The organism is Pseudomonas sp. 05N433 (assembly GCF_056396925.1).
The window spans coordinates 1-25338 of sequence record NZ_JBFTML010000011.1 but is presented as its reverse complement, the minus strand read 5'-3'; the positions used below and the strand labels follow the sequence as shown (position 1 = coordinate 25338).

The window sequence follows — 25338 nt, the reverse complement described above, 5'->3', positions numbered from 1 at the left end:
GGGTTGCCCCAAGGATCTCCGGTCAGAGAATGGAAACGCCTGAGGGTGGCGTCAATCCACAATGACCGATAATCGAACATTAATATTATTATCTATTTTTTAAATACATCTTCAACCATATGTCATCACATTGATTTAAATGAAATTAATGGCATTTTTCAGTAAAAAACCTTGGTCATTCATTTTTTAGTTATCTTTGTTAATCTTAATTTCAGCCTGCTATCGCCTACAGCAATCAGGCTCGCGTTCCCCCGTAAGCCCCAACAAAAACAATAATGAGGTTCGCCATGGACACCCCATCACGTCGCACGACGCTGACCATCGCCCTGTGTTTTATCGTTGCACTGATCGAAGGCTTCGACCTGCAAGCCGCTGGCACTGCCGCCGCAGGCCTGCGCCAGACCTTTGCCCTGGACCCGAAAATGATGGGTTGGGTATTCAGCGCCGGCATCATCGGTTTGCTGCCGGGCGCCTTCTTCGGCGGCTGGATCGCCGATCGCATCGGCCGCAAGAAAATCCTCATCGGCGCCGTGCTGCTGTTCGGCGTGTTCTCCCTCAACACGGCCTATGTCAGCAGTTTTTCCGGCCTGCTGCTGGCGCGCTTCATGACGGGCCTGGGCCTGGGTGCCGCCCTGCCCAACCTGATCGCGCTGTGTGCCGAAGCCGTGGGTGAGCAACGTCGCGGCACCGCGATCAGCATCATGTATGCCGGCGTGCCGTTGGGCGGCGCGCTGGCGGCGGTGGTCGCCATGCTGTTTGCCGAGCATTGGCAGATGACCTTCATCATCGGTGGTCTCGTGCCCTTGCTGGTGGTGCCGTTGATGGTCCTGCTGCTGCCTGAGTCCAGCGCCTTTCGCCAGCAACAAGGCAGCGTCAACGTGGCGCGCGCGTCAACCGGCCAGGCGCTGTTCGGCGAAGACCGGACCCGCGTCACCCTGGCGTTGTGGCTGAGCTACTTCTTCACCCTGACCGTGATGTACATGCTGCTCAACTGGCTGCCATCGCTGTTGCTGGAACAGGGTTTCAGCAAACCCCAGGCAGGCCTGGTGCAGATGCTGTTCAACATCGGCGGCGCCCTCGGTTCCCTGCTCGGCGGACTGCTGCTGGATCGCTGCAACGGCATCAAAGTGGTGCTGTTTGTCTACGCCGGGTTGCTGGCGGCGCTGGCTGGAGTCGGCCTGTCGGTGGGCATCGTCCCCATGGCCATCGCCGGTTTTTCTGCCGGGTTGTTTGTGATGGCCGCGCAGCTGGTGCTTTACGCCCTGGCACCGCCGTCGTACCCGACCTCGGTGCGCGCCACCGGCGTCGGTGCTGCGGTGGCGATCGGTCGCCTCGGATCAGTAGCCGGGCCCTTGGCCGCCGGGCAGATTCTGGCGGCCGGGGCCGGCACAACCGGAGTTTTGCTGGCGACCTCGCCCGGACTGCTGATCGCAGCACTGGCGATCATCAGCGTGATTGCCCGCTCGGCCGAGCCGCCGTTGCGTACGGCGAACCCGGTTGCGGATAAAACCTGACCGGGGTGCACTCCTTGTAGCAGCTGCCGAGCCTGCGTGGCTGCTGCTACAGATCGTGTTACGGCGTGGTGCGCAGGCACGCATTCACCGGCGGTACGCGCTGCCGCCAGGGCTGAGCCTGCTCCAGTTGTGCGGCCAGGCTCAGCAAGGTCGCCTCTTCGCCGAAGCGGCCTGCGAAGTGCGCGCCCATGGGCAAGCCTTGCGGGCTCCAGTGAAGCGGTACCGACATTGCCGGTTGCCCACTGGCATTGAACAACGCGGTAAACGGCGAGTAACTGTGGAAGCGCTCGATCAATTCATCGAGACTCAAGCGGTCGTCCCGCAGGTCCAGCTCGCCGATCGGTACCGGTTCACGGGTCAGGGTCGGGCTGAGGATCAGGTCGTAATCCTGCATGAACAGCGCCAGTTGCCGGCCCAGGGCATGAATCCACTCCACCGCTGCCGCGTATTGCGCGCCACTGACCCCGCCCTTGTCGCGCAGAATGATCCGCGTACGGGCTTCCAGCTCCTCGGGCTGTACAGGCGCGCCACGCAATTGGCCCAACAGGTCGACGTAGTTTCGCGTGCTGGCACCGATGATAGTGAACACCTGGTCAAGAAACTCAGGCAGCACCACCGGTAACCGGGCGGGTTCTACCCGATGCCCCAGCGACTCACACAGGCTCGCAGCCTGACGCACCGCCTCCAGGCTTTGTGTGGAAGTCGGCCAAGACCCGATCTGCTCCACCAGGGCGATACGCATTGGCCGCGGAGTCTGTTGTACAGCAGTCACATACGGTTGCGCCGACAGCGGCGCAGCATAGGGCGCACCCAAATCGATTCCCGCCGTAGCGTCGAGCAAAGCCGCGCTGTCACGTACCGATAAGGTGATGCAGTGGTTGGTGCCCATGCCCGCCCAGCCCTCGCCTATCATTGGCCCGGAGGGCAGCAAGCCACGGCTTGGTTTGAGGCCAAAGACTCCGCAGCAGGACGCCGGCACCCGCAACGAACCACCGCCGTCATTGCCATGGGCAAACGGCACTACCCGCGCAGCCACCAGGGCCGCCGCCCCGCCGCTGGAGCCGCCAGCGCTGTGCTCGGTGTTCCACGGATTGCGGGTGGCGCCGAAACGTGTCGACTCGGTGGAATAGGATGTGCCGAACTCCGGTGCCGTGCTGGTGCCGACGATCAGGCAACCGGCGCGGCGCAGGCGGATCACCACCTCGGATTCGAAATCGGCGCGGGCCCCGCCCAGCGCCAGCGAACCATTGGTCATTGCGGCACCCTGCACCGGCGCGAACAGGTCCTTGATCAAGGTCGGCACACCGGCAAACAGTCCGTCCCGAACCTGAGGTTCGAGCGCTGCCTCGCGGGCCTTGTCGTAGAGCCGCTCGGCCACTGCGTTGAGTTGCGGTTCAACCCGCTCCAGTCGCTCGATCACTGCGTCGACCAGCTCCACGGGCTGCACTTCACCACGCCTGACCCAAGCGGCCAGGCCGGTGGCGTCTTCCTTGTCCAACAACTGATGGATGTCTTGCATGTTTGATACTCCGGATCTATTTCAATGACGAATGGGTGGATGGCACGGAAGAGTTCGAGCGGCGGCGCGATAACCCGGCGATCGCCCAAAGCAACGCGGCAGCAAGACTGGCAAAGGCCAGCCATTCGATGGCGTGACGCAGGTCGCCGGCAAATGCGCCGAGCATCGCCACCACCAAGGGGCTGACGAACTGACCGAAATACAGGCACGCGGTGAAGCCTCCCAATCCCCGACCACGGGTTCTAGCACTCAAGGCCTCCATCATCGGCGCCATGACATTGGGCACCAGCAATCCCGCGCCCAGGCCATGGATCACCACCGCCAACACCACTTGGTTGTAGCTTTGCCCGCGCATCAGCAACCACAACCCGAGCGCCAGCAACAGCAGCAACACCGCATTGGTACCGGCGATCCCCAAGCGTCGACGCAGCAGCGGCCAGGCCAGGGAACCGCCCAGGGTAGCCAGCAGGCTCAAGCCGGCGGACAGGCCAATCAGGGTGCTGGATGTGACCCCGAGACCCACCAGCAAAATGGGCGTCTGTACCGGCACCACAAAGCTCAGCACCATGCCCGCGAGGATCAGCAGATAACCCAACACCAGCGGCAGAATCGCCACCCGCTCCGGTCCCTGGACCTCAACGGACGGCTGCGTACGAACCGGCTCCCAGAGCACCTTCACCATGGCCGGCACCAGCAGCAGCGGCAGCAAATAGAGGAGGAACGGCAAGCGCCAGGAGTGCTCGCCCAAAGCGCCACCAACGACGAAGAACAACGCACCGACCAAACCGATGGTGACCACCTGACGATTGATGTAGCGCAAGCGTTCCTCGCCCTGCCAATAGTCGCCGATCAGGGTCGCGCAACAGGTCATCACCGCCGCCTCGGCCACCCCGAACAGCAGGCGCACGGCAACGATGGACTGCAGATCTCCCAGCACCGCCGGCAACGCGCCGAGCAAGGCATAGAGCAAGGTGGCGATCACCAGCAACGCCTTGCGCCCGACTCGATCGGCGAGCCAACCGGCCAGAGGCGCGCACACCGCAATCGCCAGCGCCGGTCCGGTGACCGCCAGTGGCACCAGCAGGTCGGCCCGGGAAGTGAGCGGCCCGAACTCGGCGCCGAGTTTGGGCAGGATCGGCGCGATCATCACCGAGCCCATGATGGTCAGGCTGCTGCCCAGCACCAGCACCAGCCCTTCGCGGCGTCCCGTGGCCTGACGCACGACAGGCGTCGCCAGGGTTGAAGCGCAATGCACAGAAGTCATGGTCCGGTCCTCAGAAACTTTGGGAAACGCGCAAGGCGACGGTGTAGCCTTCGGCGCGGTTGCTCGCGCCCTGCTCTTTGTAGAGGTGCAGCCAGACCGGCGGCAGGCCCGGTTTGACGTAGCTCACCGCTGGTCCCACAGCCAGCACCCTGGCGCGATTGCCACTCGTCAGGCCCGGGGCGTCGTCATCGGTGAACTGACGGTAGTAGTACCCGCCGATACCGGCGGTCCAGGGGCCGAAGTGCTGGCCCACGGCGAACTCATGCCGGTACTCCACGCCGTTCTTGTAGTCAGTGGCAGGGTTGCGCGTGTTGATGTCCACCTCGAAGCTCGATGACACCTCGAAGCCGGTGTCACTGATGTAAGTGGCATTGACGATGGGGGAAAAAGTCCAGTGATTGAGCCCGGGGGAAATCAGCCGGTTCTTGTCGTAGTCGCCGGTGGGGGGCTGGATCTGAAACTGGGTGTTGACGAACAGGTTGGGCGACAGGTTCCACTGCAGGATCAGCGGCAGAAACTGCACGTCTGCCAGGCGGAACGGATCGGCCTCAAGCTTCAACGGACCGCCCGGCGTCGGCACCTCCAGGGAAGCATCCATCTTGAAGAAAGGCACCACCGTGCCGAAACCGTATTGGGCGCCGAGGACGCTGTAGTCCGTCATGCGCATATAGGCGAGGCCGATGGACAGCACGTCCAGGGAGAAGTTGTTGTCCAGAGAACGACCGTGGCGGTCCTTCTGCACGTTGGCCGAATAGAAGGCCGTGCGCAGGCCCAGGGTGCCGAATGGCGTGGCCGGCGGCATCATCCCGGCGCCGAAGTCATAGACGCCTACCGCGGTGGTCGGCGCTCCGTTTTCAGTGGCCTGTGCTCCGGCGCACAGGCCGAACAGCCCCAGGGTAAACACAGTGACGCGGCTGATGCCTGAGTTGTTGTTCTTGTGATTCATCGAATGCCCCTCCCAACCAAATGGTGTGGGCCATCCTAGTAACGACTCCGGTAGGCGGGTTATCCGTTTTCAGCACAGTTAATGGCGACGCAAGGTCTGTGAGGGCGTCTCTCCGAACAGTGTGCGGTAATCGCTGGCAAAGCGACTCAGGTGCCAGAAGCCCCAACGCGCCGCCACCTCTTGCACCCCATGTTCATGGGGGCTGTCACGCAGTTCACGACGCACTGCATTGAGGCGCAACGCCCTTAAATACGCCACCGGATTGATACCCAGGGTTTCCTGGAAACAGTACTGGAGTTTGCGTCGGCTGGCGCCGATGTGATTGCACAGATCGAGGATCGACAATGGTTCGTCCAGATGCCCCAACGCGTATTCCCTGGCACGATCGACCATGCGTTTGCGCGCCGTCGGGTTAAGGGGCGCGGCCTGATCCGGCGCGACCAGCTCCAGCAGTTGCACCATCACGGCATCGCGAATGCCATGACGGATCGCCTCATAGCCCAGCAGGCTGTCGTGGCCCTGATCGGCAGCGGCCAGCTCGTCGAACAGCGCCGCCAACTCAGCCTGCACCGAGGAAGCCCCCAGACGGTAACACTTGGGAAGATCGGTAATTCGAAACCGGGCGCCCTGGCGCTCCAGCACATGTTCAAGGGCCTGGACATCAACCGCCACCCCCAACAGATCCAGATGTTCGGGCGTGCGCAGATCGGGCAAGTGATCACCATGGGCCACCAGCAGGCTCGCATCATGAATCGGATGCCCCGCACAAAACACCGCCCCCTGAGCGCTCAGCGGCACGCTGAAGGTGATGGCTCCCTTCCAGGCGCTGCCACTCTTGAGCATCGCCTGATTAGAGCGGTCGCGCGCCAGTTGCATCCATCCGGCGCGAAACTCGATCAACTCGCCTTCAAAGCGCCCGGGCGTCAGCTGGTCATAGCGTACCTGCCAGCCGTCCATGTTCTGTGCGTGCTGATCGATGTCGTTGGTGCGATAACGATGAATCGCCGCAGTCATGTCCGGCGTACCGGTGGCGCCTTCCACGCTAGGGTTATTGTTATTCATGGACCTTTCCTGTTGGGCACACAAGGCTTGCAGACTGTTGGGGAGGCAAGTTCCATTCCGCCGTAACAGGCATTGGCGCAATTGTGCCGAAAACGGCTAGTCGGTCCTCACTGTCCCCGTCCTCGTGTAGCGCTTGCCGAGTCCTCAGCCCTCCTTGACCAACAGCCCATGCCGGCTCGCTTCAGGCTTTTTTGCGAAGACCTTCTGCGGCAGCAGCAGCCAGGCCAGGGCCGGCAGCAGGATCAGGGCGCCGAGCATGTTCACCAGGAACATGAACGCCAGCAGAATCCCCATGTCGGCCTGGAACTTGATCGGTGAGAACGCCCAGGTCGACACCGCGACCGCCAGGGTCATGCCGGTCAGCAACACCACTTTGCCGGTGAACAGCAGCGCCTGGTAATACGCCTGGGCCAGGGTGTCGCCGGCACGCATTCGAGCCAGGATTACACTCAAGACATACAGCGCGTAGTCGATGCCAATGCCCACGCCCAATGCGATTACCGGCAGGGTTGCGACTTTGACCCCCATGCCCAGCCCCACCATCAGCGCCTCGCAAAGAATCGAAGTGAGCATCAGCGGCAGCATCGCGCAAAGGGTTGCGCGCCAGCTGCGGAAGGTCAGCAGGCACAACAGGCTGACCGCGCCGTAGACCCAGAACAGCATCTCGCGCATGGATTTTTTCACCACTATATTGGTCGCGGCTTCGATCCCGGCGCTGCCGGCGGCGAGCATGAATTTGACCTCTGGCATCTGATGCTCGCTGATGAATTTCTCGCTGGCCTGCACCACCCGATTCAGGGTATCGGCCTTGTGATCGGCCAGGTAAACGTACAGCGACAACATCGAGCAGCCCTGATTGAACAGCTCCCTCGGTGCACGGGTTTGCACGGCGCCCAGCGCACCGTCATTGGGGATCAGCTCATACCATTTGAAGTTGCCTTCGTTGTAACCGGCCGTGGCGATTTTGCTCAGCGCCGCCATCGAGCTGGTCGACTCCACGCCGGGCAATTGCTCCAGCTGCCAGGCCAACGCATCCACTGCCGACAGGCTCGCGTAACGGGTGCACTGATCTTCCGGAGTCTTGATCATGACCACGAAAATATCCGAGCTGGCCGCATAGTTTTGGGTCATGAACAGCGCGTCGCGGTTGTAGCGCGAGTCAGCCCGCAACTCCGGAGCGCCGGGATCGAGATCACCGATCTTCAGGTGCAGGCTCACGGCAAAACCGAACGCTGCCAGCAGCAGACCGCCCAGAATGGCGCAAATAGCCCAGCGCCGCTGGGTGAACAAATCGAGCACGCGCCACAACGGATGCTTGATCTGTGCCTGCAGTTCGGCGTTTTCCGAACTCAGGCTGCGTTGCGCCGCTGCCGGGCTGACACCGATATAGCTGAGCAGGATCGGCAACAGAATCAGGTTGGTGAAAATCAGCACCGCCACGCCGAGGCTGGCGGTGATCGCCAGATCCTGAATCACCCGGATATTGATCAGCAGCAGCACCGCGAAGCCCACCGCATCACAGAGCAACGCGGTCATGCCGGCCGCGAACAGTCGGCGGAAGGTATAACGCGCGGCCACCACCCGGTGGGTGCCGCGACCGACGTCCTGCATGATGCCGTTCATCTTCTGCGCGCCGTGGCTCATGCCAATGGCGAACACCAGAAACGGCACCAGCGCCGAGTACGGGTCCAATTCATAACCGAGGGTGGCGAGCAGACCCAGCTGCCAGAGCACCGCCACCAGCGAACACGTCACCACCACCAGCGTGCTGCGCGCGCAACGAGTGTAGCCAAACAGCACCAACACCGTCACCAGTACCGCCACCACGAAGAACAGCAAGACCTGAGTCAGCCCCTCGATCAGGTCGCCGACGATTTTGGTGAAACCGGTGATGTGAATCCGCAGGTCATCGCTCTGGTACTTGTCCCGCAGGGCTTCCAGTTGCCGGGAAAATTCGCCGTAGTCCAGGGCTTTGCCGGTCTGCGGACTGATGTCCAGCAATGGCACGAAGATCACGCTGGACTTGAAGTTGCCGGCCACCAATTGACCGACCTCACCGGAACGCGCGACGTTGGTCCGCACCTGTTCGATACTGGCCGCCGAGCCATCGTAGTCGTCGGGGATCACGGTGCCGCCATCGAGCCCCTCCTCGGTCACGGCGGTCCAGCGCGTGGTCGGGGTCCATAACGATTTCATGTAGGGCCGGTCGACACCCGGCAGCAGATAGAGCTCGTCGTTGAGCCTGGCCAAGGTGTCGAGATAGTCCTTGGTGAAAATGCTGCCTTGTTTGACCTCCACGGCGATCCGCAGCGAGTTGCCCAGGCCGCTCAACTCACTGCGATTCTCCAGGAAGTTGGCGACATAGGGATGCCCCGTGGGAATGGTTTTCTCATAACTGGCATTGATGCCGATGCGCGTGGCTTGCCAGCCGAGCACCAGCGTCACCAGCAGACACAGCAGGATCACCAGCGGTCGATGGTTGAAGATCGCCCGCTCGGCGAAGTTGCCCGACGCCTGGTCGAAGTCTGCCAGGCGGCCGATCACGGTTTGGGTTTTGTCGTCTTTCAAGTCTGACTCCTGTTGCACGGGCCGTGGCCCGATAGCGCTGCACCGTGAAGATTCAAGGTTTGCCAGAGGCTCGTGGATCCTGGTCAGCGGCCACACCGCTCAAACCGACGCTGGCCAGGCTGCCGTCGGCCGCCTGTTGCACGGCCGCGACAGTCCCGCCGCTGCGGCTCTGGCGTTTGTCGAAGCTACGACCTTGGTCATGGCTGAATAAAAGTTCGCCGCCCTGGCTGGCCAACAGCAGGCTGCCATCACGCAGTTCGATGGCGCTCGCCAGTGTCGATTCGATGCCGGTGTCGAGGCGTCGCCAACTGCCGCCACGGTCATCGGACCACCAGGCGTTACCGCGCAAACCATAGGCAATCAAGGCGCCGCCGCGAGTGCCGAGCAGGCCGAAAAAGCTGCCTTCATAAGGTGACTTCAAGGCCTGGAATGAATGCCCGGCATCGGTCGAACGCAACAGCAAACCGCGCTCCCCCACCAGCAGCAGATCGTTGCCCGAGACGCGAATGCCATACAGGTTCAAGCCCTGCGGATTGTCCACATGCTGCATCCACGGCTGCCAGCTTCGCCCACCGTCGTCGGTGCGGTAGATCTGGTTATAGGCGCCAACGACGTAGCCATGCAGGCGGTCACTGAAGTACAGGTCGAGGAACGGTTTGTCCGGTCCGTCGTCGAGCATCTGCCGGGCCTGCGCCAGGTTGCCGGCGCCGCCCGGCTGATCGGCATCGCGCTCAGCGGCCTGCACCGCCAGCGCGGCGGCGCGTTCACCGTCGAGTTGCTTGTGCCAGGTTTCACCGCCGTCCTCGGTGTGCAACACCACGCCCAGATGACCGACTGCCCAACCCTGCTCGGCATCGACGAACTGCACCGCCGTCAGGCTGACGCTGACCGGCACACTGGCCTGGCGCCAATTGACTCCAGCGTCATCCGAGAGCAGCACGATCCCGCGCTCGCCGACCGCCACCAGTCGCTCGCCGGCCCGGGTCAGCCCGAGCAATGCCGCGCGCTGGGCCTTGGCGGTCGACAGTGCCGGCTGCTGCAGTACGGCAAACGTGCTCGCCTGGGCGCTGAACACACACGCCATCAAACCCAATGCCAGGACGCAGGCGCCCCGGCGCAGGCCAAAGCCTGCATAGCGTTTTTGCCCCATCATGTCTTTATCCCACTCGCAAAGTCACAGGCGACCGCAGCGCGCACCCTCACCCGCCGCGGCCTCCCCAGGTTCAACGCATGTTTTCGTTGGCCATGGCATCCGGTGTGAAATAGGACGCCGAAGGTTTCGCGACTTTCTGGTACTGGACCGCCAGATCGTTGCTCGAGGAGTTGAGGAAGTAAGCCCCGGTGTCGAGGTTGTAGCTGCCCCACATGACCTGCGCGGTGAGGGCCGGCAGGTCCGGCGCCAGCAGCGTCAGCGAATACATCTGCCGTCCGAGTTTGCCCTGCGCGTCATACCCGTCGGCCATCAGGATCTGCCAGGAGTCTTCGTCGATGTAGTAGGTGCGACGCGGCACCACATGGCGCTTGCCGGATTTGAGCGTGGCCTCGACCACCCAGACCCGATGTTTCTCCCAACGCACCAGGTCAGGATTGAGGAAGTTCTGCTTGACCAGGTCGTCGCTCTTGGCCAGGCCGGCGCGGTTATTGTTGTAGGCGACGATCAGTTCTTTCTTGCCCATCAGCTTGAGGTCATAGCGATCGGTAGGCCCGAACAGCATGAACGCTTCGTCGAACAGACCGACCCCCGAGGTCACGAAGTCCGGGGTGTCGTAGGCAATGTTCGGCGCACGACGCACCCGGCGCTGACCGACCAGATACTGCCAGGCCGCGCGGTTGGCCGGGTCCAGGTCCCAATGGGTCATCAGGCCTTCACCGGCCTTGGACGATGGCAACTCGGTCAGCAGCTTGCCCACCAGGTACTTGCCGGAAAAGTTTTCCAGGCTGCCGTCTTCGACGTAGTAGGGAAACTGGTAGGTGTACTGGGCGCGGGTTGCCTGGACTTTCTTGCCGCCGGCGGTCATCAGCCAGGTATCGAAAGGCGAGCTGATGGTGTCGCCGCCCTGCCAGGACAATCGATAGTTCCACAGCACTTGCGTACCGTTTTCCGGGATCGGGAACGGGATGCCGCCATAGGCGCCGGTGACTTTCTCGCTCGCCACGTCCAGCGTGGCGCGGGTGGCATTCTTGCCGGTGTTGTCATACACCCATTGCGGGGCTGCCGCCGAGCGATGGGTCGGGTAGACGTCCAGGCGATAGTCCGGGTATTTCTTCAGCAGCAGTTTGGTGCCTTCGGCCAATACATTGGCGTACTGCTCCATGTTCGAGGCCTTGATCGAATACAGCGGTTTTTCACCGGCGAATGGATCGGGACGTTTGTCACCTGGCTTGTAGCCAGGCGCGACCTTGGTGTAACCGCCTTGCCAGGCCGGGATGCTGCCATCGGCGTTGCCGGCGCGCTCGCCACCAAGGGGTGTCAGTTCAGTCTTCAAACGTGCAGCCTGCTCAGGCGACACGGCCGCCTGCGCCAGGCTCATGCCGGCAAGGGCCAGGGTGAGGACGCAAGTGTTGAGAAATGCTTTGTTCTGCATGGCGAATCCACCTTATTAGAATGAGGTTTTCACGTAGAGCGAGACGAAGTCGCGGTCGGCCAACGACTGCCCGTAACTGAAATTGCCGTCCTCGCGCAGCCCGGCTTTTGGGGCACCGAAGAAGTTCACGTAGTTCAGGCCGACATCCCAGCGCTGCAGGTAGGTGGCCTTGAGCCCGACACTCCAGTCGCCGGAATGGGTATTGCCGAAGCCCGATTTGTTGACCGCCGAAGAGCGCCCATCGAGTACCACACCCATGCCGATCGGCACGGTCAGGTCGATCCCGTCGACAATCTGGAAGTACGCCGGCTCCACCAATACCCGCAGTGCCGTAGCATCGCGGGTGGTGTTGGCATCCAGCGCGGCGGCGTTCTCGGTCACGCTCAGGGTGCGGTTCCAGGCCAGCTCGGCCAGTGCCGAGCCGCCATCCCAAAATGCGGTGGGCGATAACAGGTAAATCGCCGACAGGTTGGCGTGAGCGGTTTTGCCCCTGGCAAACAGTGAGTTATCGTCGCCATCGGCCGCCACGCCAGGGGCCACCACTTGCAGATTGCTCACCAGCGGCGCGTTCCAGCGCACGGAAGTTTCACCGGCAAAGTTGAACGGCCCATAAGCGGTGGAGAAGCTGACGCCGGCAGTCTTGATGTCTTCGGCGTAGACCTGACGATAGGAACTCAGGATCGGCAACCCCGTGGCGGCCGCAGCCGCACCGTCGAGGTAGGCGTACAGGCCGGTCGGGGTTTTGTCATGATACTGCGCAGCGTAGAAACCCAACTCCAGCTCGGTGCCGGTCGGCTTGAAGCGGATCTGCATACCGCCCTGCCCCGAATTTCGCGGTTTCAAATCACCGCCATTCACCGTGTCGTTGCCGAACACTTCGCGCAGTGAACCGCTGCCGTAACCGATGGCATCGATATCGCTCAGGTAGCTGCCGGCGCCGGGCACATTGGAGCGTTCCCACTCAAACTGGTAGTAAGCGCCCACCGACAACTGCGGGTTGATCTGCAACTGCCCGGAGATCTGATTGACCGGACGCAGGATCTCCTTGAACTGGGTCCCCGGCACGCTGAGCAACTTGACCACATCGGTCGGGCCCTGGGCATTGGCAATGCCGTTGCCACCGTAAAACAGGCTTTCGCCGTAGATCAGGCTGTGTCGGCCCAGACGCACCACGCCCTGGGAGTCTTCACCGAGGTCACCGCGCAGGAACACGAAGGCGTCGAGAATTTCCGCATCGCGACCGTGGAGCTTGCGGGTTTCGCTGAGGAAATGCGTTTGCTCGCTGCTGTCGGTGCCCTTGTTGTAGATATCGTCGTACCAGGCTGCGCCGCTCACGCGCAGGCCATAGTTTTGCCGGCTGAGGTCCATTTCGGAAAACAGGTCCAGACGATTGGAGACCAGGCCACTGCTGAAGTTTTTATCACCCTGACTCTGGATCGAGGGATACAGGCCGTTGGCGGTCGGTGCGTTGACCAATCGGCTGTCCTGCCCCTGAAGACGCCAGGCCTGGCTGTACTTGATGGTGTTGTCCCAACGCAGTTTCCAGTCGGAATCACCAAGGTCCATTTGCATGGCCTCGACCCTTTCGACCATCACACCGGCGCTGCATAACGCCAGAAACAGGGCGCAATGCTTGAAACGAAAGCAACGTTTAACGTTGTCCATGGACGCTCCTCATTATTTTTATTTTTGCCTGTGCATCTGTGGCGAGGGGGCTTGTCGGAACGCCGCATCGCCCCGTTGGGGCGCGCAACGGCCCTCAAGTAGAACCGGTGCACCGGTTTACGACTGCTTCGCAGCCGAACGGGAGCAAGCTCCCTCGCCACAGCCGCTGTCTACTGGTGTGCATTTCAGATGTAGGTGGAGGCCAATCCGCCATCGACGGCCAGGTTGACGCCGTTGATCCAGCGCGACTCGTCGGCACACAGGAAAGCGATCACCGCCGCTACCTCATCGGCATAAGCGGGGCGTTTCATGCGATGGGCATCGGCCTGGGTTCGGGCCTCACCGAGCATGCTCACGAAGTCGCCGAGGATCGGCGTGAAAACCGGACCTGGCGCGACGCTGTTCATGCGCACCGAATGTTCGAGAAACCAGGGTTGTGCCTGCAGGTAATTCCAGACGATCAAGGCTTCCTTGAAATACTGGTAGCAGGTCTGGTCCGGTACCGGGTGCTCGGCCAGCCAGGCCTGCCCGGCGGCGAAACCTTCGATGCGCGCCAGCGCCTTGTGCTGTTCCAGACGTAACGGCCACTCGGCGCCGAGGATCGAGGCGATATTGACGATGCTGCCGCCAGCGTTGATGCGTGGCAGCAACGCGCTGCTCAAGTGGCGCAATCCCAGGTAGTTGACCCGCGCCAACAGTTGCGGGTTTGCAGTGCCCGGCACCCCGGCGATATTGCACAGGCTGTCGATCCGTGCCGGTAGCTGCGCCAGCAACCGGTCGATGTTCTCGGCACTGCTCAGATCGCCCTGAACAAAACCATCCAGGGTCATGTGCGGCGCCTTCAGGTCCACGCCAATCACCTGGGCGCCGTGGCTGCGCAGCAGGCTTGCCGTGGCCGCGCCGATACCCGAAGAGACGCCAGTCACCAGCACAATCTTGTTGTCGAGTTTCATGTTGAGTCCTCTTATTATTTTTGTGTACTCGGTGAGCCGACCTACCTTGTCGGCCCGGCAAAACCGGCCCGTCAGAACGGGTAACGCGGCGCCTTATCCTTGACCGTCACCCATTGCCATTGGGTGTATTCATCCCAGTCGGCCGGGCCGCCTACGCTGCCGGCATTTCCTGAGCTGCCGCGTCCGCCGAAGGGGTTGATGCATTCGTCGGCCACTGTCTGGTCGTTGATGTGCAACAGCCCGCAATTGAGTTGCTCGCCCATCGCCATCGCGTGCCCGACCGAAGGCGAAATGATCCCCGCGGACAAGCCATACTCGGTGCGGTTGGCCAGGTCGATGGCCTCATCGTCGCTGGCAAAACTCACCACCGTGGCCACCGGGCCGAAGATTTCCTCGTCGAACGCGCGCATGCCCGGGCGCACACCGGAAAGCACCGTGGGTTGGTAGAAGAGCTGCTCATACTCGCCGCCGGCTTGCAGAGTTGCCCCGGCCGTCACACTCTCCGTGACGATTTCATGCACTCGCAACAGCTGGCGTTTGTTGATCAACGGCCCCAGCACCGCCTCACCGCGAGCGGCATTGCCAACCGTGATTGCCCGTGCCTTTTCTGCCAACCGGCGGACCAGTTCTTGTGCAATCGACTCATGGGCCAGGATGCGTCCGGTGGCCATGCAAATCTGCCCCTGATGCAGCCAGGCACCCCAGGCGGCGTTACTGGCCGCCAGTTCGAGATCGGCGTCTTCGAGCACGATCAACGAGTTCTTGCCGCCCAGCTCCAGGGCGACTTTTTTCAGATGACGCCCAGCCAGCTCCGCGACTTTGCGCCCCGCTGCGGTGGAGCCGGTGAACGCGATCATCCGCACATGCGGATCGCGGCACAGCGCTTCTCCGGCTGGCGCTGCACCCGGCAACACCTGCAGCAAGCCCTTGGGCAGACCGGCCGCCTCGAACAACCGGGCAATGATGAAACCGCCACTGACCGGGGTCTGCGGATCGGGCTTGAGCACCACGGCGTTGCCCGCCGCCAGCGCCGGCGCCACCGAACGCAGGGACAACACCAAGGGAAAGTTGAACGGCGAGATCACCCCGACCACGCCATGGGGCAACCGGCGTGCATAGGACAAGCGCCCCGCTTCGCTCGGCAGAACCAGACCATGGGGTTGCGACAGCAGCCCGGCCGCCTGATGCAGCAACACGATCGCCTCACGGACCTCATGTTCACCCTTGAACAGACTGCCGCCACTTTCCCGGGCGATGTACAACGCCAGTTCGGCAAAGTGTTGCTGGGCCAGTGCGGCAGCTTTACGAAAGATCTCTGCGCGTTCCCGTGGCCCCAATGCCGCCCAGGCCGGTTGAGCACGAGCGGCGTTCAGGCTGGCAAACGCGATGTCCGCTGCATCGGCCAAACCGGTGACGGTCAACACCTCGCCGGTGGCCGGTTCGATGACGCTATGGCTGCCGCCCAATGGACGTAGCCAGTCACCATTGAAGATGCGTTCACGCCATGGCTCGTCCCGCAGAAAATCAGATGGTTCACTTACCGACATTTCGGTCTCCCGGCTCTTGTGTTTGTCATTGCCTGACGCGGCCTTGCTAAAACGATGCAAGGCGTCTGCGTGGTGAAAGCGCTAGAGCAAGGGCTGTGCCGACTTCCTGCGTCGCGCCGCATTTCAAGTGGCGAAGGCTCTGGCTTGCGGGCTGTAGAGGGGTGTTTGCGAATAGGACAAGGTGCTTGGCGTACAGCCGGCAGCTCGCCACTTGTCCAAATGATAAAGTTATGTTTAATAACTGTTTTGCTAGTTGATCATTTCGACCAGTCGACTCGCTCAGGGGCATAACAATGAACAATCCCCATTCGCTGCTTCCTCATCTTGCCGTGCAGGAGGAGCATTTCTCGCCCCGAGGCGACAGTACCCAACTGGCCGAAGGCAACTCACCGACCCTGGCCGAGTTGACCGAATGCCTGTTCTTTTCCCCTGTTGACGGACGTATCTGGCTCAACGACCAGCGCATGCTGCTATTGCACAGCTCATCCTTCGGCGCGCTGCGACGGGAAATTATCGAGCGCCAGGGACTGGAACAGAGCCGCGGCCTGTTTACCCGTACCGGCTATCTCTCCGGCGCGCGCGATGCGCGGCTGATCCGCGAGCGCTGGCCAGACGCCGACGCCGCGGCGGTTTTCTCGGCCGGCACGCGTCTGCATACACTCGAAGGCATGACCAAGGTCGAACCCCTGCACTTCAAATTCGACGCCGACTCAGGCTTCTATGAAGGTGAATTCCTCTGGCACCACTCCTGTGAGGCCGACGAACATATCGCCGCCTACGGGATCGGCCAGGATCCGGTGTGCTGGACCGAACTGGGCTATGCCATCGGTTATGTCAGCGGGCTGTTCGGTCGTCTGGTGATCTTCCGCGAAACCGAATGCCGGGGCATGGGCCATGAGAGCTGCCGGGTGATCGGCAAGACCGCCGAACAATGGGGCGATGTCGAGCAGGACCTGAGTTATCTCACTGCCTCACCCTCAAGCGCCGAGCCCAAACAGCCTCAAGCCCCGGCGCCCGCCCCCCAGGATGACGACAGCGAAAACCCCGGCGGGCCAAAACCGATTGGCGCCAGCGCGGCCTTCAATGCCGCTACCCTCGCCTTGCAGCGCGTGGCGCCGACGCCCGCCACGGTGTTGTTCAGCGGCGAGTCCGGGGTCGGCAAAGAGTTGTTCGCCCGTCAGTTGCATCAGTTCAGCCCACGCCATCGAGCACCTTTCGTGGCGCTCAACTGCGCCGCCATCCCGGACAATCTGATCGAGGCTGAGCTGTTTGGTGTCGAACGTGGCGCCTACACCGGCGCGACCCATTCGCGCCCCGGACGCTTCGAGCGCGCCCAGGGCGGCACGCTGTTTCTCGACGAAATCGCCAGCCTCAGCCTGCCGGGTCAGGGCAAGTTGCTGCGTGCATTGCAGGAGCGAGAGATCGAGCGCATCGGCGGTGGCCAGCCCATCAAGGTCGACGTCCGGGTGGTGGCGGCCACCAATGTCGACTTGCGCAAAGCCGTGGCGGCCGGAGAATTTCGCGAAGACTTGTTCTACCGGCTGAATGTCTACCCCATCGTGCTGCCACCGCTGCGCGAACGTCGCGACGACATTCCGTTGCTGGTCAACGCGTTCCTGCGGCGCTTCTGTCAGGCCTACGCCCGCAAACCCGCCGGCCTGACCATGCGCGCACTCAAGGTGTTATTGCGCTATGACTTCCCCGGCAACGTACGGGAACTGCAGAACCTGGTGGAGCGCGGCCTGATCGCCAGCGAAGACGGCCAAGCCATCGATCTGGTCCACCTGTTTCGCAACGAACCCATGCCGCAGGATGCGTACTCTCTGGACGACAATGGCAGCCTCGCCGCAACCGACCAGAGTCCCACCGGCACACAGCCTCGCCCGGCCTTGCTGGAGACCCTGGCTCGCCTGGAACACGGCTTCTCCATTGAAGGGCTGGAGTCGCGCCTGATCGATGAAGCGCTGCAAAAAAGCCAAGGCAATCTGGCCGCTGCCGCGCGACTGCTGGGTTTGAGTCGTGCGCAGTTTGCCTATCGACTGAAAAAATACCGACAGGCATCGGCTTGATTCAGACGGACCAATGCACGGTGAACAGTGTGTAAAAGATTAATGAAATTAACTATAAAACCTGAGGACTCTCGCCATCAGCCAACGAGACTTTTCGCTTCCGGGATAACCGCGCACTACAGAAATTAGCGCTTTAAAAGTTTTACCCGATTAAGTATTTTGCATGGATGATTGGGCGACATGCGCCCCCTTTATTCATAGCGACAAGGGATCAACCGTGAGCGGACTGCGTGAACGTCAGAAAGTCGAACGACGCCAAGCCATCAGCAAGGCAGCGATCGAACTGTTCGAGCGTCAAGGTTTCCAGAACACCACCATCGAACAGATCGCCAACCAGGCTGGGGTGTCGGCGCCCACCGTGTTCAAGTACTTCGGCAACAAGCAGGAAATCATCCTGGAAATCCTGCACGACGCCGACCAGCGCGCCCTCAAGGACACCCGCAACCAGATCCCTGAAATAGAAGATCCGGTCGAGGCCCTGTGCTACCTGGAACGCCTGCTGACCGGTTACGCCCTGGAAGTCATGCATCCCAGTCTCTGGCGTGAACTGCTGCCGTTGATTCTATTTGGTGGTGATAACGGACTGCCCGAAGGTTATCGGGCCATGAACGATGCGCTCAGGGCCGAAATCAGCGGTTTACTCAGAGAACTGCAACAGGCCGGCAAGCTACGCGCCGACCTCAACGTCGACCTGGCCGCCTTCCTGTTGAACGACTACTCACACCTGCAGTTGTTCAGGCTGGTCAACCAGGAACAGCCGGACATCGAGTCACACTCCGCCCAGGTAAGGCGTATCACCGAACTGCTCTTTTACGGAATGCGGGCCTGAGAACGCCAGCCTCCTCCCAGACTGGCTGCATGCCATAGCCGAGGCGCGTCTCGTTGCTGGCGAGCCCGACGTCACGACGCCGGGCCACAATGATCAGCGGTTGGTCTTGATGGTGGTCCAGGTGCGGGTGCGAATCCGCTCCACGGCTGCCGGCATGGGCTGCAGAGCGAACAGTGTTTTGCGCGCTTCGTCCGGCACATACATGTTGGGGTTATTACGGATCTCGGCGTTCACCAGTGCGGTGGCGTCCTTGTTCGGATTGGGGTAACCGATCTTGTTGCTGATCCGGGCAATGACGTCAGGGCGCAGGATGTAGTTGATGAACTCATAGGCTTCTTTGGTATGGGGGGCGTTGGTCGGCACCATCATCACGTCCGACCACATCGGCGCGCCTTCCTTGGGTAACGCCATCTCCACCCTGACGCCCTTGCCGGCCGCATCGGCCAGTTGCTTGGCCAGCGCCACGCCACCCGACCAGCCGACGGCTACGCAAATGTCACCGTTGGCCAGGTCCATGCCGTAGCGTGAGGAGTTGAAGTAGGTGATGTGCGGGCGAATCTTCATCATCGCCGCCTGGGCCTGCGGGTAGTCTTCGCGCTTCTGGCTGTTGGGGTCGAGGCCCTTGTAGTGCAAGGCGATGGGCACGATTTCGTTGGCTGCGTCGAGGAAACCGACACCGCAACTGGCCAGCTTGGCGAGGTTCTCTTCCTTGAAGATCATGTCCCAGGTGTTCATCTGCACATTGGCGCCCAGGACTTGCTGAACCTTGTCGACGTTGTAGCCGATCAGCGTGGTGCCCCACAGGTACGGTGCCGCGTAACGGTTGCCCGTATCACCCGCGGCTTCCAGGGTTTTCATGAACTCCGGGTCCAGGTGCCGCCAGTTCGGCAGCTGGTTGCGGTCCAGCGGCTGGACGGCACCGGCGGCGATCAGGTGACTCAGGTTGGCGCTGCCGGGGTACACCACGTCATACCCGGAATTGCCGGTCAGCAGCTTGGACTCCAGGGTTTCGACACTGTCAAAAACGTCGTAGACCGGACGGATGCCCGTTTCCTCCTGGAAGCTCTTGAGCACTTCAGGTGGCAGGTATTCGATCCAGTTGTAGATCCGCACCGTGCGCTCTTCAGCCAGGCACACCCCGCTGGCCAGCAACGACACTACAGCGCCCAATAAGGTGTTACGCAAAAACATGTTCATGGTTAAGCACTCCTGCGCGGCCGCGAAGGCTCGCGGCACTTAATAGCGGTAGGTGAAGTACAGTTCCAGCGCGCTGAATTTCTGGTCATCGCCGAACACCTGCCTGGCAGCGGCCAGCGGCTTGACCCAGTTATAGGAGAGCGACGTATAGAACGACGGCGTCGGGGTCCAGTCGAGGAAAACCACACTCTCGTCCGCAAAGCGCCGATCACTGACCTGCGCACCCATGTAGTTTTTCTCGTCCAGCCAGAACTGATAGTGGATCGCGCCGAGGGTCAGCGTTTCATTGAGGTGGGTCTTGAGCGAGAACTGCTGGACGTTTTCGTTGCTGTTGAACAGCAGGTAGTTGCCGACGACATCCCCCACCAGCCAGGTGCTCCAGTCGACGAAGCCCTTGCTCAGTGACTCCCAGGCTTTCTGCCGGTTGTCGGCGAGGTTGTCGTCGCCGGAAAAACTGGCGTAGCGATAGCCGATCACCGGGGTCAGCGGCAACGTGTTGAAGGCGTAATCCGCCTGACCGTACCAGGCGTTGGCCTCGTAATCCACGCCTTCACCACTGCCCCGTTCCACGGCGTATTCGGCATTCAGGGTCAAGTCCGGCACGCCCGGTACTTTGGCCTTCAACGCACGCACGTTGTACACCTGCATCCCGTCCCGGCGTCGTGGCAGTGTACTGCCCTTGGGCCCCAGCGCGTTGACCTTCATCGCCATGGCCCCCAGTGTCACCTGGTCGTCGAGGTTGTAGTCCAGGTTAGCGCCGGTCATGCGGAAGTCACCCAGATCGTCATCGACCCGCAAGGTGAAGGCCTGGGTCTTCAATGCGCCATGATCCCAGGCCAGGATGGCCGAATCCTTGAAGGCGGTTCTGGGGCCAAGCCAGTAGGCGCCGTCCTTGAGTTGGTCGAGGTTACCGTCCATGACGATGAAGCCGGTCCCGATCATGTAGTTCTGGCGACCGGCTGTGAGCGTCCACTCCCCGGCCCGGAAACCACCGTAGAGTTCTTCGGTGGCTACATCACCATCAGAGCTGCGGGTGAAGCCGCCGGCATCGCCGTCGCCAAAGGTGGTCGCCGCCACCAGCGAGCCACCGGCCAACAGGCTGAAGTCTGGCTGCAGGGCGTATTCCAGCTTGACGCCGGGCTTGACGTAGAGCTCCTGCCAGTCGATTTTCGTACCGCCATTCTTGCCACTGCGCGCATCGACGCGGCCGCTGCCGAAGTTGACGTTACGGGTGGAAAGGGTCGCACCGCCGGCAGTGAAGTTGACCTCACCCTTGAGGTTGCCATCCTCGAAGGTGTAGCCCGCCAGTGCGACTTGGGCGGTCAGGGGTAAGCTGACCGCTAAGAGCGTTCGAGAGAAACGCGTCATGAGAACCATATGAAGCTCCTGTGTGATTATTGTTGTTACAGGGCAGTGAATGGCGGCGCAAAGCGCCGCCAACACCTGGTCGAGCCAGGCGAATAGGTCGCAAACTTCTTGTCGTTATGAGGCGTTTCAGTGAGTAAGGTGCGCGGCGATGGCACGCAGCATGCGCACGCTGTCAGCATCGAACGGGCTGACAGCCTCGGTCAGCGATGACTGCTTGACGATCACCACACCGGACGGCTTATCGACGAACAGGTACTGGCCGTGGATACCGCCGGCCATGATCGCCTGACTGTGGTCGTTGAAGACGTACCACTGGCTGCGGTAGGAAGCGTCAGGGGTCCATTGGGAGAACTCGGAGTTTTTGGCGTAGATCGCTGGATCGGAGCCGGCGCAAATGCGTGCAACCGTCTCGGTCGACAGCAATTGCAGCCCATCATGGCGACCGTCGTTGGCCAGCAGCCGACCGAACCGCGCCATGTCTCGCAAGGTGGCGTTGAAACCGGCACCGGCAACGCTACGCCCCCAAGGATCGGCCATGAAGTAGCCGTCGCGCTCACACCCCAACTGGCTCCAGATGTCTTGCAGCAATTGATTGCAAGCCTTGCCCGAAGCGCGCTCCATGACCCAGGCCAGGGCTTCGGTGGTGGCGGTCACGTAATGGAAAAAGCCGCCGTGACTGCCGCGTTTTTTCAGCGACGGCAGGTACTGATACAGCGACTCGAACTGAGCGTACTGCGCAGGTGCCGGCTGGAAACCGCAGGCATAGCCGTACTGCGAGCTCTCGGAGTTGGGATCGTCATAGACTTCGCTGTAGTCGATGCCCACGGCCATGTCGAACAGCTGGCGCACCGTGGCATCGCCAAACGCGCTACCCAACAGTTCGGACACGTAATACGCCGCCGGCAATTGCGGATCGAGGATGCCATCGCAGACCAGTTGCTCCCCCAGGGTGCCGATCAGCGACTTGGTCACCGAGAACATGACATGCCGGTCCCGGGGACGCTGGCCGTTGAAGTAACGCTCGAACAGCACGGTGTCGCCCTGCATCACCAAAAAGGCGTCGGTCTGACTGACCACCAGATGATCGATGACACTGACGCTCAAGCCACATTCACTGTCGAAGTGCAGTTCATCCAGCGCTTGTGGCGCTTCCTTCAAGACACTGACCGGTCCACCACCCGCCTCCACATCAATGGAGGGACGCAGGCGCGCCAGATTGCGGAACCCCCACTGATTGAACGGTGGACGCATCCAGTTGTTCCAGGTGACGCGGCGTTTCGGCTCGGCCGGAAAACCCTGCATAAACAAAGGCGCCAAGCGCCTGTCGAGTGACGATTCATTCGTCTCGATGTAAAGACTGGCCAGCAACGGCACGGTGTTCTGACTCATCGGGTTTCCCCTGCAAAATGACTCTGCGTGAAAGCAGATGCAGGGAAATAATTACCCGGTATTATTTTTTAGTCAATAAAACATTTATCAGATAAAAATATTTTTAGCACTGTGCTTTGATGGGGGGGCAAACACGGCGTTCAGCGCCCGTTACTCCTGCGCCAGCCCTGCCAACCGGGGGGGTAATTGGGTGCTAAATGCCCTCGCAGGGTGCTGATACCAGGCGTAGGATCAATACGATGACGGCTTATCACGCATCGTTGGAAGGTGACTTCCAACCCATCTGCATTCACGCGCAAACGCAAGACATTTACCGCCGCACTGTAAGGCCGTGCGACCCTTCGCAGTACAAGGGCCGTGTTCTCACAACAACAAAAGCGAGGTGAAATCATGTCTGGTAATCGTGGTGTCGTGTATCTCGGCGCAGGCAAGGTCGAGGTGCAAACCATCCCCTATCCGAAAATGGAAGACCCGCGCGGCAAGCGCATTGACCATGGCGTGATCCTGCGCGTGGTTTCGACCAATATCTGCGGCTCCGACCAGCATATGGTGCGTGGCCGGACCACGGCCCAGGTCGGGCTGGTGCTTGGCCATGAGATCACCGGCGAGGTCATCGAGAAGGGCCGTGACGTGGAAAACGTGCAGATCGGTGACCTGGTATCAGTGCCGTTCAACGTCGCCTGCGGCCGTTGTCGCAGTTGCAAGGAGCAGCACACCGGCGTCTGCCTGACGGTCAATCCGGCGCGCCCCGGCGGTGCCTATGGCTATGTGGACATGGGTGACTGGGTTGGCGGCCAGGCCGAATATGTGTTGGTGCCGTATGCCGACTTCAACCTGTTGAAGCTGCCCGACCGCGACAAGGCAATGGAGAAAATCCGCGACCTGACCTGCCTCTCCGATATCCTGCCGACCGGCTACCATGGCGCGGTGACCGCCGGTGTCGGCCCTGGCAGCACGGTGTATATCGCCGGCGCCGGTCCGGTCGGACTGGCTGCCGCCGCCTCTGCCCGTCTGCTGGGTGCGGCGGTGGTGATAGTCGGCGACGTCAATCCGCTGCGCCTGGCGCATGCCAAGGCCCAGGGCTTCGAGATCGCCGACCTGACCCTGGACACTCCGCTGCACGAGCAAATCGCCAACCTGCTCGGTGAGCCGGAAGTCGATTGTGCGGTCGATGCGGTYGGCTTCGAAGCCCGTGGCCACGGCCATGACGGCGCGCAGCACGAGGCCCCGGCCGATGTGCTCAACGCGCTGATGGGCGTGGTGCGGGTCGCCGGCAATATCGGTATCCCCGGTCTGTATGTCACCGAAGACCCGGGTGCGGTCAATAAAGCCGCCAAGCATGGCAGCCTGAACATCCGTTTCGGCCTCGGCTGGGCCAAGTCCCACAGTTTCCACACCGGCCAGACCCCGACGATGAAGTACAACCGTCAGCTGATGCAGGCGATCATGTGGGACCGGATCAAGATTGCCGAGGTCGTCGGCGTGCAGGTGATCAGCCTGGACGACGCGCCGCGTGGCTACCACGAGTTCGATGCCGGGGCGCCGAAGAAATTCGTCATGGATCCGCACAAGCTGTTTACCGCGGCCTAAGGAATGGGTTGGGACAAGGGCAGCTTTGAGCTGCCCTTTTTTATGGCCGTTTATAACGTAAGAAACAGCGCCGAGGTCCAGACTCGGGATTGATCGCGCTGCCGGGCGCAGATGAATAATGGATGTTCACGCCCCTGCTCCAGATTCAACCGGGCAAGCTCGATTTGCCCTTGCAGTTCACGAGGCAGCGGCGCAGCGGTTGTCCTTTCGAGGGACACCTTCAACTCCGCGCCCGGCAACTCTTCACTCACTTGCGATTGCACCAGCAACTCATCGCCGGACAACTCCATCAGCACCGTCGGCGCATGCACGTAAGGTTGCGGTTCAGACGGGTCGCCGACCTTGATGTAGTTATCGATGCGGCTATGAACCTGCAGCGTGGCGCCGGCCAATTGCGACAAGTCGATTTCGATGCTGTCGGTGTCGCCGTTGGTGTCGGTGCGAAAGGCCAGAACCGTTGCATCCTTGCGCCATACAGTTTGTTCGGGGTGATCGAGACCCAAGGCGCGAAAGCCGTTGATGACCGCACCCGTCACGCGAATCTCGCCGGTCCAGTAGGCGCCGCGATAACGGTCCTTGATCCTTGCGCCGCCCAGGCGCAGACGAATACGTTGGCTGGAAAAACCCAATTCCTGATGCAGGTTGCGCGACCAGATCAGTTTGTCGCCATCGAACAGATCGACCTGCTCCCAGCCCGCCTCTCCGAGCAGTCGATAGTCCAGCGTGGCATTTGCATCGGCGGTGAACACTTCACCCATGAAATGCTGGCCCTGGCGCAGGCTGGCAAATGAACGCTCGCCGGTGGTGGCAAAAGTGCGACGGGCGCGAAGTGCCTTGCCAACACTGGCTCGATCGAAGGCCTCGGCCACCACGCCAGTCAGCCCGCCGCGAGAGCCGAACACCGCCGTGGCCGGAACACCACCGCCACAACGCCCCTGATGCTCATCGCTGTTCGCCGCGGCACCCACTCGATAGCCACGCTGAAGCGCTTCGGCGTAGACCCAATGGAACTGCCCCCAGGCCGAGCCGACCTCGATCAGGCGCTCCAGCTCCGGATGGTGCCAGTCGAGGTTGCAACGGCGTCCGCCGACGTGAGGCATCATCAAATGCCCTTCGGGGTCCTTGGCATAGGCGGCATACAACTCATCCACCGGCCAGGCACCCGGCTTGATGGTGCCGGCGGTGAACTCGTTCCACTCGAAAGAACGCACCAGCCGACCTTGATTGTCGAAGGGAAACTCGGGTTTGCGGTCATGCAGGAACACCACMTTAC

The 25338-nt window shown here is 61.5% G+C and carries 18 protein-coding genes; 4 read left to right on the top strand and 14 right to left on the bottom strand.

The annotated features are described in order from the left end of the window. Positions 1–287: 287 nt before the first annotated feature. Positions 288–1514 (top strand): 3-(3-hydroxy-phenyl)propionate transporter MhpT, encoded by a 1227-nt coding sequence (gene mhpT, locus AC1DIS_RS08455; protein ID WP_086945702.1) that lies wholly within the window; start codon positions 288–290, stop codon positions 1512–1514. A gap of 58 nt (positions 1515–1572) precedes the next feature. Here mhpT and AC1DIS_RS08450 read toward each other — a convergent pair whose 3' ends face one another. The 10 genes from AC1DIS_RS08450 to AC1DIS_RS08405 form a co-directional block, all read right to left on the bottom strand. Next, positions 1573–3033, bottom strand: coding sequence for an amidase (locus tag AC1DIS_RS08450; protein WP_138867367.1), 1461 nt, complete (start codon positions 3031–3033; stop codon positions 1573–1575). A 16-nt stretch (positions 3034–3049) separates the two neighbouring features. Then, complete coding sequence (locus tag AC1DIS_RS08445) at positions 3050–4297, bottom strand: MFS transporter (RefSeq protein ID WP_111454921.1); 1248 nt, start codon at positions 4295–4297, stop codon at positions 3050–3052. A 10-nt stretch (positions 4298–4307) separates the two neighbouring features. Next, positions 4308–5243, bottom strand: coding sequence for a SphA family protein (locus tag AC1DIS_RS08440; protein ID WP_477748905.1), 936 nt, complete (start codon positions 5241–5243; stop codon positions 4308–4310). A 78-nt stretch (positions 5244–5321) separates the two neighbouring features. Further along, positions 5322–6305 carry a helix-turn-helix domain-containing protein gene (locus AC1DIS_RS08435; RefSeq protein WP_064617340.1) on the bottom strand — a complete coding sequence of 328 codons (984 nt, stop codon included), beginning with the start codon at positions 6303–6305 and terminating at the stop codon, positions 5322–5324. A 144-nt stretch (positions 6306–6449) separates the two neighbouring features. Next, a complete protein-coding gene (locus AC1DIS_RS08430) occupies positions 6450–8873 on the bottom strand; it encodes an efflux RND transporter permease subunit (RefSeq protein ID WP_477744369.1) in 2424 nt (807 codons plus the stop codon). Between the two features lie 52 nt (positions 8874–8925). Beyond that, on the bottom strand, positions 8926–10026 hold the full coding sequence (locus AC1DIS_RS08425; RefSeq protein WP_477744368.1) for a WD40/YVTN/BNR-like repeat-containing protein: 1101 nt from the start codon (positions 10024–10026) through the stop codon (positions 8926–8928). A gap of 70 nt (positions 10027–10096) precedes the next feature. Further along, complete coding sequence (locus AC1DIS_RS08420; RefSeq protein WP_018927881.1) at positions 10097–11458, bottom strand: DUF1329 domain-containing protein; 1362 nt, start codon at positions 11456–11458, stop codon at positions 10097–10099. A gap of 15 nt (positions 11459–11473) precedes the next feature. Next, positions 11474–13123 carry a DUF1302 domain-containing protein gene (locus tag AC1DIS_RS08415; protein ID WP_018927880.1) on the bottom strand — a complete coding sequence of 550 codons (1650 nt, stop codon included), beginning with the start codon at positions 13121–13123 and terminating at the stop codon, positions 11474–11476. 185 nt (positions 13124–13308) lie between these two features. Then, positions 13309–14076: a coniferyl-alcohol dehydrogenase gene (locus AC1DIS_RS08410; RefSeq protein ID WP_086945708.1), complete on the bottom strand. Its 768-nt coding sequence runs from the start codon at positions 14074–14076 to the stop codon at positions 13309–13311. Positions 14077–14147: 71 nt separating this feature from the next. Then, complete coding sequence (locus AC1DIS_RS08405) at positions 14148–15623, bottom strand: benzaldehyde dehydrogenase (protein WP_018927878.1); 1476 nt, start codon at positions 15621–15623, stop codon at positions 14148–14150. A gap of 293 nt (positions 15624–15916) precedes the next feature. On the opposite strand from AC1DIS_RS08405, the gene AC1DIS_RS08400 reads away from it, so the two are divergent. Both AC1DIS_RS08400 and AC1DIS_RS08395 read left to right on the top strand, forming a co-directional pair. Beyond that, positions 15917–17692: a sigma 54-interacting transcriptional regulator gene (locus AC1DIS_RS08400; protein WP_477744367.1), complete on the top strand. Its 1776-nt coding sequence runs from the start codon at positions 15917–15919 to the stop codon at positions 17690–17692. Positions 17693–17909: 217 nt separating this feature from the next. Beyond that, a complete protein-coding gene (locus tag AC1DIS_RS08395; protein ID WP_028940835.1) occupies positions 17910–18521 on the top strand; it encodes a TetR/AcrR family transcriptional regulator in 612 nt (203 codons plus the stop codon). A 93-nt stretch (positions 18522–18614) separates the two neighbouring features. Here AC1DIS_RS08395 and AC1DIS_RS08390 read toward each other — a convergent pair whose 3' ends face one another. The 3 genes from AC1DIS_RS08390 to AC1DIS_RS08380 all read right to left on the bottom strand — a co-directional run bounded on the left by AC1DIS_RS08390 (position 18615) and on the right by AC1DIS_RS08380 (position 22475). Beyond that, a complete protein-coding gene (locus tag AC1DIS_RS08390) occupies positions 18615–19718 on the bottom strand; it encodes a polyamine ABC transporter substrate-binding protein (RefSeq protein WP_477744366.1) in 1104 nt (367 codons plus the stop codon). A 39-nt stretch (positions 19719–19757) separates the two neighbouring features. After that, positions 19758–21095 carry an alginate export family protein gene (locus tag AC1DIS_RS08385; protein ID WP_477744365.1) on the bottom strand — a complete coding sequence of 446 codons (1338 nt, stop codon included), beginning with the start codon at positions 21093–21095 and terminating at the stop codon, positions 19758–19760. Between the two features lie 117 nt (positions 21096–21212). Next, positions 21213–22475, bottom strand: coding sequence for a serine hydrolase domain-containing protein (locus tag AC1DIS_RS08380; protein ID WP_477744364.1), 1263 nt, complete (start codon positions 22473–22475; stop codon positions 21213–21215). A 390-nt stretch (positions 22476–22865) separates the two neighbouring features. On the opposite strand from AC1DIS_RS08380, the gene fdhA reads away from it, so the two are divergent. After that, the gene (gene fdhA / locus AC1DIS_RS08375; RefSeq protein ID WP_018927872.1) at positions 22866–24065 is read left to right on the top strand and encodes a formaldehyde dehydrogenase, glutathione-independent; all 1200 of its coding nucleotides are present in this window, start codon (positions 22866–22868) and stop codon (positions 24063–24065) included. Positions 24066–24115: 50 nt separating this feature from the next. Here fdhA and AC1DIS_RS08370 read toward each other — a convergent pair. After that, positions 24116–25338: CehA/McbA family metallohydrolase domain-containing protein (locus tag AC1DIS_RS08370; protein WP_477780825.1), on the bottom strand; the 1223-nt coding region annotated here is incomplete at its 5' end.

Bases quoted from the DNA above. Each gene is read 5' to 3' on its own strand.
- AC1DIS_RS08420 (WP_018927881.1), bottom strand. From the start codon at position 11,458: ATGCAGAACAAAGCATTTCTCAACACTTGCGTCCTCACCCTGGCCCTT.
- AC1DIS_RS08390 (WP_477744366.1), bottom strand. From the start codon at position 19,718: ATGAACATGTTTTTGCGTAACACCTTATTGGGCGCTGTAGTGTCGTTG.
- AC1DIS_RS08425 (WP_477744368.1), bottom strand. From the start codon at position 10,026: ATGATGGGGCAAAAACGCTATGCAGGCTTTGGCCTGCGCCGGGGCGCC.
- AC1DIS_RS08415 (WP_018927880.1), bottom strand. From the start codon at position 13,123: ATGGACAACGTTAAACGTTGCTTTCGTTTCAAGCATTGCGCCCTGTTT.
- AC1DIS_RS08450 (WP_138867367.1), bottom strand. From the start codon at position 3,033: ATGCAAGACATCCATCAGTTGTTGGACAAGGAAGACGCCACCGGCCTG.
- AC1DIS_RS08400 (WP_477744367.1), top strand. From the start codon at position 15,917: ATGAACAATCCCCATTCGCTGCTTCCTCATCTTGCCGTGCAGGAGGAG.
- AC1DIS_RS08405 (WP_018927878.1), bottom strand. From the start codon at position 15,623: ATGTCGGTAAGTGAACCATCTGATTTTCTGCGGGACGAGCCATGGCGT.
- AC1DIS_RS08385 (WP_477744365.1), bottom strand. From the start codon at position 21,095: ATGGTTCTCATGACGCGTTTCTCTCGAACGCTCTTAGCGGTCAGCTTA.
- AC1DIS_RS08380 (WP_477744364.1), bottom strand. From the start codon at position 22,475: ATGAGTCAGAACACCGTGCCGTTGCTGGCCAGTCTTTACATCGAGACG.
- AC1DIS_RS08410 (WP_086945708.1), bottom strand. From the start codon at position 14,076: ATGAAACTCGACAACAAGATTGTGCTGGTGACTGGCGTCTCTTCGGGT.
- AC1DIS_RS08435 (WP_064617340.1), bottom strand. From the start codon at position 6,305: ATGAATAACAATAACCCTAGCGTGGAAGGCGCCACCGGTACGCCGGAC.
- mhpT (WP_086945702.1), top strand. From the start codon at position 288: ATGGACACCCCATCACGTCGCACGACGCTGACCATCGCCCTGTGTTTT.
- AC1DIS_RS08440 (WP_477748905.1), bottom strand. From the start codon at position 5,243: ATGAATCACAAGAACAACAACTCAGGCATCAGCCGCGTCACTGTGTTT.
- AC1DIS_RS08445 (WP_111454921.1), bottom strand. From the start codon at position 4,297: ATGACTTCTGTGCATTGCGCTTCAACCCTGGCGACGCCTGTCGTGCGT.